Raw genomic sequence first — 5881 nt, 5'->3', positions numbered from 1 at the left:
AAACTATAGATGTAGATTATTAATTGAAAACTATATAAATTAGAAAAATAAAATAGAAAAAATGTTACTATAGTTAAGAGTTAATAAAAATGATAGTGGAGGGTACTAGTAGTTACGCAGGTACTATACTATTAAACCCAGGACGATACAGAAATAGTTTGTCCTGGGTTATTATTTTAGAATAGAGAATAATGAACCGTACCACAAAGAGCAGTTTTATTATTAGAAAGTCTAGAATATAAGTTAATTGTATGAACTAATAAACATATTTTGATTTAACAAAGAACAATGATTTTATATGGAGTAGTTTGGGCAGGAATGCTAAATGTTGTAGAACCATAAACAACAATTAGGTTTCTATTTCCAGGGTATCTATTAAAAATCTGATCATTTGTTAGAATTACCTCTGTAGATGGTGCAATGTTTAGTTTTAAATTTCCATCGCTGCTTATAAGTTCACTATTAAAATAGTCTACAGTAACATTTTCAGATTCTGTGTTTTTAGACATAACAATTGCTCGATATTGTGGAGGGTAAATAAGGGGGGTAGGTGCATTTGCATCGTAAAATCCGGTTACCTTGTCGCCTAACTCAATCACTGAATGATTTACAAAGTAAGTTTCCGGAGAAATTATAAAATTTACAATACCCATGTCCACGTTTTCTAGCGACATCATTTTATAGCAGCCTATTGATGAATCATTTTGACCGGTGTAAAAATCTTCAATCATTGTAACTGTGCCACTAAAGGATGCAAATTTTTGTGTTATGTTTTTCCTTGATGAATTGAAGGAGAGATAAGCATCTTGATTCATTGGATAGGGACAAAAGAAATATTGGTTAGTATACATAAGATACTCCTTTATATTGATACTGTTATAAGCTTCATCAATAGTAGTATATTAGCAACCCTGAGTAGTGTTACTTAATAATGGTAATTTTAAGGACCTAAACAATTTAGTATAGGTAAGAACAAAGAAATATGAAGAATTTATATCTAGCAAATATAAATGGTGGATAGGTATGCCCTATTAATCAAAACAATAATTTTATAATATTATCTATGAGTATTTTAGTAATGGGATTAATTTTATCATTTTTTAAAAGTGCTAAAGAAGAATAAATTAATAGAAGAGAAGTTAAGGAGAAGGAGTATAGCAAAGACTGAGGATTCCTCTCCTTTATATTATTCTGCAAAATTTTCTTACATATTAAGTATATCACTTGTTAATAAAATGGTTTAAATATTAAGAGGTTCAGTTTTAAGTTACTTTCTTTTCTCTATAGATACAAGAAATTGATTAGTTTTACCCATATTGTAAGCTAATTTTATCATGCCTATTTCTTCAGAGGTTAATTTTTTATTATACATTTTTTCAATTTGAAGAATCAAGCCGTCATAATTAACTATTTTCTTAGGCTCAGCCTTTATTCTAATAGGTGTATTTATATAAATTTTTGGTTTTATTAAATCATTATATAATTTTTTAAATATTTCAGCCGTATAATAAGCATCATTAAAAGCATTATGAAATTCAGAACTTATATCTATACTTAAAAAATCTAATGCATTTCTTAATCCAATCCTTTTTCCACCAGGAACTTTAAAATATTTGCTAGTATACTCTTGAATATCTATAAAAAGTTTAGGGAGATTTTCAGTAGAAAGATTGAAGTAAATAATGTTTTTATGTAATTCTCTTAAGTCTACAATTCCCCAAATAATAAATATAGCATCTTCTTGTCCAATAAAGTTTATAAAGTCATAATAAATATCTATAAAATTTTTAGCAGTAGAAACTATTTCGTCAGTAATTTTTGTTAAATCTTGAATGTATGAAAGAACAGTTTTATAAACAGAAGGTTTTACTAATTCATTAAAAGTTGAAATAGTTTTAAAGTCTTCATCAAGTTTTAAAGCTCCAATTTGTATTATTTCAAAAGGTAATTGGTGAACCCTATCTTCTTTATTAGAACTTTGATTAAATTCTAAATCAAATATAATATACTTCAAATTCTACACCTCTTTTAAAGATAGTATGCTCAAATAGAGGTTTAATACAGCTTTTAACTATAAATTTTATATATTTTTAATCCTTTTCTAATTCCTTTATTTTATTATAGTTATTTTTCGAGTTAGAATCCATAGAATGGGTTGATGTGCTTGAGGTACTTGATGGATTAGCACTTGTACTTGAAGAAGCAGTACTACAATAAGGATTATAAATATAAAAAATTCTTGTATTTTATTTATAATACCTAGAAGGTAAGGTATATCTGACAAAGTTAAAATACTGTAGTAAAATAAATTTGTAATAAGAAAGTTTAAGTAATGTATTTGAAAGGGAAGTTATACTATGGGACAAAATGTAAAAATGAGATACCCAGAATATTTTAAAGAATTTAAATGTATTGGTGGAAACTGCAAAGATAGCTGTTGTATTGGTTGGGATATAGATATAGATAGGACTACCTTTAGACAATATTATAAAGTTCAAGACAAAGAAATGAAAAGAATGTTTCAAAAAAACGTTCATAATAATGATTATTGTACAAGCTATGATGTAGATTATGGAAAAGTAAAATTAAAGGGGGATAAAAGGTGCCCTTTTTTGGATGAAGAAAATTATTGTATTATTTATTCTAAGCTTGGAGAAGAATATCTTTCAAATGTTTGTACATCTTTTCCTAGAATAATTAATAAAATAGATGGTTATTATGAAATGTCCCTTGATGTAGCCTGCCATGAAGCTGCAAGAATTCTTTTATTAAAGGAAGAGGGAATTAAGTTTAAAGAAAGTGAAGAAAGTTTAGGAAAACATATAATATCAAGTGAGATTGATACTAAATCTAAAAAATATAATAATTCACCAATAAAGTACTTTAAAGAAATTAGAGCACTTAGCATTAAAATAATACAAAATAGAAAATTAAATTTAAGTGAAAGGCTTTATATATTAGGTGATTTTATAAATAAATTAGAGGACGAAATCAACGATAATTTTAGCAATGTACCTAAATTTATTAAAAAATATGATATAAATCTAGTTAATGATTGTTATGAAAAAAATCAATTAAATTATCTTATTCAAATTGATTTTTTCAAAAAAATGTTGGAGCTTTTAAATGTATCTAAAAAGGTAGACAGCCTTACTTTTAAACAATATACAAAGCAAATTATAGCTGGATTCAATTTTGATAAAAATGTTGAAATAAGTAAAGATTCAAGATTATACATAAAGGCATTTGAAGATTATAATGAGAATTTCATAAATAGCAATAGCTATATTTTTGAAAATTACTTAGTGAATTTCATATACAATAATGTTTTCCCATTTACTGAATCTGAATCAATATTTGATGGATATATTATGCTTTTAACAAGATATTCATTTATTAGATTTTATCTTGTTGGGAAATATCTACATAATAAAGAGGAATCTAAAGAAAGCATAGTTGAATTCATCCAAGTTTTCTCTAAAACTATAGAACATCACAAAAGTTATTTAATTGATTCATTAGAATATATAAAAGAAAATGAATTTGATAACATGGAATTTGCTAAAACACTGTTATAATAAAGTAATAAGAAAAAAGTAGCTACCATTAGCATATTTTCACCTGCTAATTAAGTAGCTACTTTTAAATCGCTTCTATAAAATTTACTGAGATATTAGAAGAGTGAATAATTCTTATATATTTTGAAATATGGTATTATGATTAGGTAATTTTTATATTAAGATTGACTATCTTAACTTAAATTAAAATAAATCATGTAATATAAAGAAAAGTGTAGATAAGATAATTTTCGCAAATAGGAAGGATATATGTTTTGAGAATAAATAAACTATTAAGCAACTATGGATATTGCTCAAGAAAAGAAGTAAGTAGATTAATTGAAGATAAAAGAATAATGGTTAATGGAAAACTCTGTGAGCAAGGACAGTGGGTTGAAGAAAGTGATGATATATTATTAGATGGAGAAAAAGTTAAACAAAAGGAAAGGGTATATATAGCCTTAAATAAACCTAAAGGGATAGTTTGCACTTCATCAAGAGAAATAAAAGATAATATAATTGATTTTTTAAACTATGAGGAATATGTATTTCCAGTTGGACGATTAGATAAAGATTCAGAGGGGCTTATACTAATGACTAATGATGGAGACCTTGCAAATAAAATATTATCTTCAGAAAGTTATCATGAAAAGGAGTATATAGTAACTTTAGATAAAGACTTTGATGATGAGTTTATTTATAAGATGTCAAAGGGTGTTAATATACTAGGGACTGTTACAAGACCTTGCAAATTAGAAAGAGTAGATAATAATACATTTAAGATAATTTTAACTCAAGGGTTAAACAGGCAAATAAGAAGAATGTGCAAAACTTTAGGATATAATGTTATTAAATTAGAACGAATAAGGATAGTAAGCATACTTTCTAAGGGAATAGAACCAGGAAAGTGGAGAGAATTAACTAAAGAAGAAATAGAAAAATTAAATCCATAAAGTCTAAATTTGAAGTTGGAGTTATTATATGAACAAAATAGAAAATATCTTAAAGATAAAAGTATATGATAAATTTAAGTGTACAGCAGATAAATGCAAGTTCACTTGTTGTACAGGTTGGGATATTAATGTAGATAATAAAACTTACAATAAGTGGAGAGAGAAAGATAATCTTAATTATCTTTTAGATAATGTAAGGTTTATAAAAATTCATGGAGAAAATACATATTTACTTCAGAAAGAAACAAAGGGAGAGTGTCCTTTCTTAAGTAATGAAGGATTATGTAATATAGTTATAGATCATGGTGATGAATATTTATCGTTAACTTGTAAGAGCTTCCCTAGAATAGAAAATGATTTTGAGGATGTAAGAGAGGTTACTTTATCTTGTTCTTGCCCTGAGGTAGTTAACATAATTAGTGACATGAAAGAAAAGAATTATATAGATTCTAATGACTCTCTTTCTTATATTGAAGATTTAGGATGTCTAAAAATAAGGGAGAGTTTAGTTAATATACTTCAAAAAGAAGATATAAGTATAGAAAATAAACTTATTTTTTCTTATGATATGCTTTTGAATATGCTTGATAGTGATGATTTAAATTATGATAGCTTAATAGAGTTTTTAGATAATTATAAATCTAAAAATTATATAAAAGAAGAATTAAATAAATACAAAGACTATGAAAATATAGATACTAGACAATATTTAAAAGAAATAGATTCATTATTTATAGATATGATAGAAAACTATAGAAATGTCCCTATTTTTGAAGAAGCTTTAAAGGAGATTTATAAATTTGCTGAAGAAATTAATATAGAAAAGCTTTTTAAGGCGTGGGGAGGCTTTTGGGATTTATTTAAAGAATATGATAATTTAATTGAAAACTGTATCGTATCAAAAGTTTTAAGTAATTGTGTTAGCGATGATTTAGAAGAGATGATTATTTCTTTTGAAATGATTATATTGGAATACCTATTAATAAGACATGCAGTATTTTTAAGATATTATATAAATATAAAAAAAGAAATTAGTATCCAAGATGTAAAAGATTATATTGTAATTTTTTCAAGGATTATAGGAAATAATTCTGAGGCAGTAATAGAATTTTTATTAGATATGTATGAAAGTGAAATATTAGAATTTGATTATATATGTTCTTTAATTTTAATCTAATAGAAATAACTCAAAGATAATTTTTAATACTTTTCTTTTTTTGTATTAATTTTATTTTCTGTTTGAAGTAGGGAATAGCCCAAAAGCTATTGCCTACTTTTTATTGTATTGAAAACCACTGGCTATGCCAGTGGATAAAATGGCTTAAGCTCTGAACAGAAAAAACTCCTATGATATAATTGCAACGACTGACA

The 5881-nt window shown here is 25.6% G+C and carries 5 protein-coding genes; 3 read left to right on the top strand and 2 right to left on the bottom strand.

The genetic code is table 11. The features are described 5' to 3' along the window. Positions 1 to 275: 275 nt before the first annotated feature. Both E6248_RS12040 and E6248_RS12035 read right to left on the bottom strand, forming a co-directional pair. Positions 276 to 851, bottom strand: coding sequence for a hypothetical protein (locus tag E6248_RS12040; RefSeq protein WP_316341046.1), 576 nt, complete (start codon positions 849 to 851; stop codon positions 276 to 278). Between the two features lie 416 nt (positions 852 to 1267). Next, positions 1268 to 2014, bottom strand: coding sequence for a 3'-5' exonuclease (locus tag E6248_RS12035; RefSeq protein WP_316341045.1), 747 nt, complete (start codon positions 2012 to 2014; stop codon positions 1268 to 1270). Positions 2015 to 2357: 343 nt separating this feature from the next. Here E6248_RS12035 and fliB (E6248_RS12030) point away from each other — a divergent pair, with 343 nt between their 5' ends. The 3 genes from fliB (E6248_RS12030) to fliB (E6248_RS12020) all read left to right on the top strand — a co-directional run bounded on the left by fliB (E6248_RS12030) (position 2358) and on the right by fliB (E6248_RS12020) (position 5687). After that, positions 2358 to 3578, top strand: a complete 1221-nt coding sequence (gene fliB / locus E6248_RS12030) for a flagellin lysine-N-methylase (RefSeq protein WP_316341044.1) — start codon at positions 2358 to 2360, stop codon at positions 3576 to 3578. A 254-nt stretch (positions 3579 to 3832) separates the two neighbouring features. Next, positions 3833 to 4510, top strand: coding sequence for a pseudouridine synthase (locus tag E6248_RS12025; protein WP_316341043.1), 678 nt, complete (start codon positions 3833 to 3835; stop codon positions 4508 to 4510). Between the two features lie 28 nt (positions 4511 to 4538). Then, a complete protein-coding gene (gene fliB, locus E6248_RS12020; protein WP_316341042.1) occupies positions 4539 to 5687 on the top strand; it encodes a flagellin lysine-N-methylase in 1149 nt (382 codons plus the stop codon). The last annotated feature ends 194 nt before the right edge of the window (positions 5688 to 5881 follow it).

Origin of the sequence: Clostridium sp. (assembly GCF_032552055.1) — a bacterium.
GTDB lineage: Bacteria > Bacillota > Clostridia > Clostridiales > Clostridiaceae > Clostridium.
This window is presented reverse-complemented; position numbering and strand designations above follow the sequence as displayed.

Excerpts from the sequence above, each read along its gene's own strand:
- fliB (WP_316341042.1), top strand. The coding sequence starts at position 4,539 with ATGAACAAAATAGAAAATATCTTAAAGATAAAAGTATATGATAAATTT.
- fliB (WP_316341044.1), top strand. The coding sequence starts at position 2,358 with ATGGGACAAAATGTAAAAATGAGATACCCAGAATATTTTAAAGAATTT.
- E6248_RS12040 (WP_316341046.1), bottom strand. The coding sequence starts at position 851 with ATGTATACTAACCAATATTTCTTTTGTCCCTATCCAATGAATCAAGAT.